At 64.0% G+C, this 2,606-nt stretch carries 1 protein-coding gene and 1 pseudogene; one reads left to right on the forward strand and one right to left on the reverse strand.

Features of this window, described 5'->3' with window-relative positions:
* A pseudogene (locus tag AB0N17_RS45970) lies at positions 1-714 on the forward strand (IS5 family transposase); the annotation flags it as partial.
* A gap of 1,411 nt (positions 715-2,125) precedes the next feature.
* Here AB0N17_RS45970 and AB0N17_RS45975 read toward each other — a convergent pair.
* Positions 2,126-2,248 (reverse strand): hypothetical protein, encoded by a 123-nt coding sequence (locus tag AB0N17_RS45975; protein WP_366017632.1) that lies wholly within the window; start codon positions 2,246-2,248, stop codon positions 2,126-2,128.
* Between the last annotated feature and the right edge of the window lie 358 nt (positions 2,249-2,606).

Below are 2,606 nucleotides of genomic sequence, written 5' to 3' on the forward strand. Positions count from 1 at the left end.
TGGACTCCACCACGGCCCGGGTCCACTGCGACGCAGCCGGGATGCGCATCGGTATGGAGGTCATGGACGCCCGTGAAGAGGCCGCCATCGAGCAGGAGCGGGCCCGGCAATAGGAGGCGGCCCGCCGGAACAGAAAGGACCGCACGGCGGGGGCGGCCCCGGTCGGGAAGAGCGGCGGCACCTCGGGCGACGGCGCAAGCTCCGCCTGGACGAGGCCCTGCTGGGCAGATCTCGCGGTGGACTGACGAGCAAGCTTCATCTCGCTGCAGACCGCAAGTGCCGTCCGCTCTCTCCTCCTGACCGCGGGACAGGCGGCCGACAGCCCGCAGTTCGTTCTCCGTGCTGCAGAAGGTGCGCATCCGACTTCCCGTCGACCGTCCCCGGATCCGGCCCGACGCTGTTGCCGCGGACAAGGCCTATTCCTCCCGCGCGAACCGCTCTTACCTGCGGAAAGGAAACATCAAGGAAGTCATCCCGGAGAAGAAGGACCAGGCCGCCAGCCGGAAGAAGAAGGGCCGCCGGGGCGGCCGCCCCACACGCCACGACGCGGATGTCCACAAAGAACGGAACACCGTCGAGCGCCTGATCAACAAGCTGAAGCCCTGGCGGGGCATCGCGACTCGACACGACAAGACACCCGAGAGCTACCCCTCCGGCCTCCGCCTCCGTGCCTCGATGATCTGGATCAACGACCTCCGGAAGGCAACTGGTTGATCACCACATCACACAGGCCTTAGTCGGTCAGGTGTGAAAATTCCATTTCACATCGGGCGTGTCTCGGCTCGATTGATTGATGAGATACGTCAACATGGGGATTCCCACTGCACCTCTTCGATTCGAACCCAGGGGAGCAGGCCGAACCGGAACACGCAGTAGGAGCTCAGATGGGACCGCTGCCCTGTCGAGGCAAATGGTTGATCAGTGGCGCGATTTCCGCAGCCGCACTGACTCTGACGCCTGGGTTGACTGCTTGGGCGGAAGTCGGCAACGGGAGATCATATGCGAGTTCAATGGATGAGTCGGGAGTTAGGTGTGCACCGGACGGACTACTCCAGTCCGCAAGCTGCATCAGAGCTGCTGTGACTCAGCCAGTTCCCCCGATTCCCGCCATCCCACCTATTCCTCACCTTCCCCCATTTCCTCAATTTCCTCCTATGCCTCCAATTCCGTTCAGGGGCCCGACTGGTCCGACTGGTCCGACCGGCCCGACCGGCCCTACAGGAGCCACCGGAGACACCGGCCCTCAAGGACCTACAGGAGCCACCGGAGACACCGGCCCTCAAGGACCCACAGGAGCCACCGGAGACACCGGCCCCCAAGGACCCACAGGAGCCACCGGGGCTGACGGTGCAACTGGCCCCACCGGCCCTCAGGGCGCAACCGGGCCGACCGGTCCCACAGGTGCGACGGGCCCCAGCGCGCAGACAACCACTGCATTGAGCCCGGTTGGGATGATCCCTCCCAACGAGGAGGTAAGTCTCACCGCTGTCTGCCCGAGCGGGCAGACAGCCATCTCCGGCGGCTGGGTCATCAATGGAGTCCCTATCATCCACGTCTTTGTCCGCAACTCCACCCATGCCACCACTCACACGGTCAACGACAGTTGGAAGGTCACCTTCGACAGCGCTGACATTATGACCGTCACGGCCCAGGTTTTCGCGGTGTGCTCACCATGAGTGGACGTGTATGCAGCCTGTAGGCCCGGGCCAAGTGGGGTTGCTTGTGGCTGGTGTCCTCTCGGTACCGTGGAAGACTAGCCTCGCCCGCTCCACTCCCCAGTCACACCGCATCTTGCCCACGATCGAGGCAGAAGTTGTGTGCCTGCAACGCGAAACGCGGATCGGACCCTCAACTGCCCACCCGCTGCGGTGTCGCGGCACCCACTACCCACCAGATCCTGGCCCGTCACTACCTGTCCGCCCTGGTCGGCTGCGACCAGGCCACCGCCGAATCCGTGTACGACAAGAACCGGCTCCGGCTCTGCGATCTGATCCGTATTGAAGGCCTCGATGACCCAGGCCAGGCGAGCCTGTCGCGTACGCTGTCTGTAGGCACTTATTCGGCTCCACCGCACGGACCTGAAATAGCTTCATACGCAAGAAGTTGATCTGGTTCCACTCTAGACTCATGACGCGGTCGGGGCGGCACCGCAGTGCGAACGCAGCGCAGCCTCCTGGGTCGCGTTCGGGTCGATGGCGAACCGGAACGCCTGGACCACGAAACCGGGCTGCGGACGGAACTTCTTCACGCCGGGCAGTCCCCCCGGTGCACAAGCCAGGCGGAATGGTCGAACGGGTCAACACCGGCCCACCGCAGCGCGGCGTGGTCGATGTCCAGCAGACAGTCTGAACGACGTCGCCGCAGTATTCGCCGGGAGCGCGGCACAACTCCTTGGAAGCGCGGAACGCCATGTCCTGTGCAATCAACTCGGCATCCGTGTTCCGGAAGTGCTTGGCCTCTGTGAGGAGACGCTGAGTTACCTTCTGAGTGAAGTTGAGCATCCGGTGCTCGCCGGACGGGTCCTTGTGGTACATGAACCGTCTCATGTCACCGGGGCGACCGAGCACCCCGCCCACGGCCGACCAGTCCGTCAGCTTGGTCATCAC

It is taken from the genome of Streptomyces sp. NPDC051133, from assembly GCF_040682635.1.
Taxonomy (GTDB): domain Bacteria; phylum Actinomycetota; class Actinomycetes; order Streptomycetales; family Streptomycetaceae; genus Streptomyces.